The following is a 257-nucleotide window of genomic DNA, read 5'->3' on the forward strand; positions in this document are numbered from 1 at the left end:
TTTTCATCGTAGTTATCGGTATTATCTACAGTAGTTTGACCTTTGATGTAAACACTGTTCTCGCTATCCCAAAGATATTCCGCTTTCGCTCCCAAGAGCGTGCCTGTGCCAGACTCCTTTTCTTGGTTTAGCTCTTTAATTTGTTTACCAGCAACAGATAGCTTGAAGTTGTCAGTGATTAGGAACTGTGTTTCGGCTTCTATTTGTTCACTGTCAGTTTCTAATCTGCCATCCACTTCTTTTACTTCGATGGAAGA

Annotated in this window: 1 protein-coding gene; it reads right to left on the bottom strand. The window is 40.5% G+C overall.

Features of this window, described 5'->3' with window-relative positions:
- A partial coding sequence (locus tag Ga0451573_RS19365; RefSeq protein WP_231685827.1) for a hypothetical protein occupies positions 1–257 on the bottom strand: 257 nt, incomplete at both ends.

This window comes from Phosphitispora fastidiosa (assembly GCF_019008365.1).
In the GTDB taxonomy this organism is placed as follows: Bacteria; Bacillota; Thermincolia; order Thermincolales; family UBA2595; genus Phosphitispora; species Phosphitispora fastidiosa.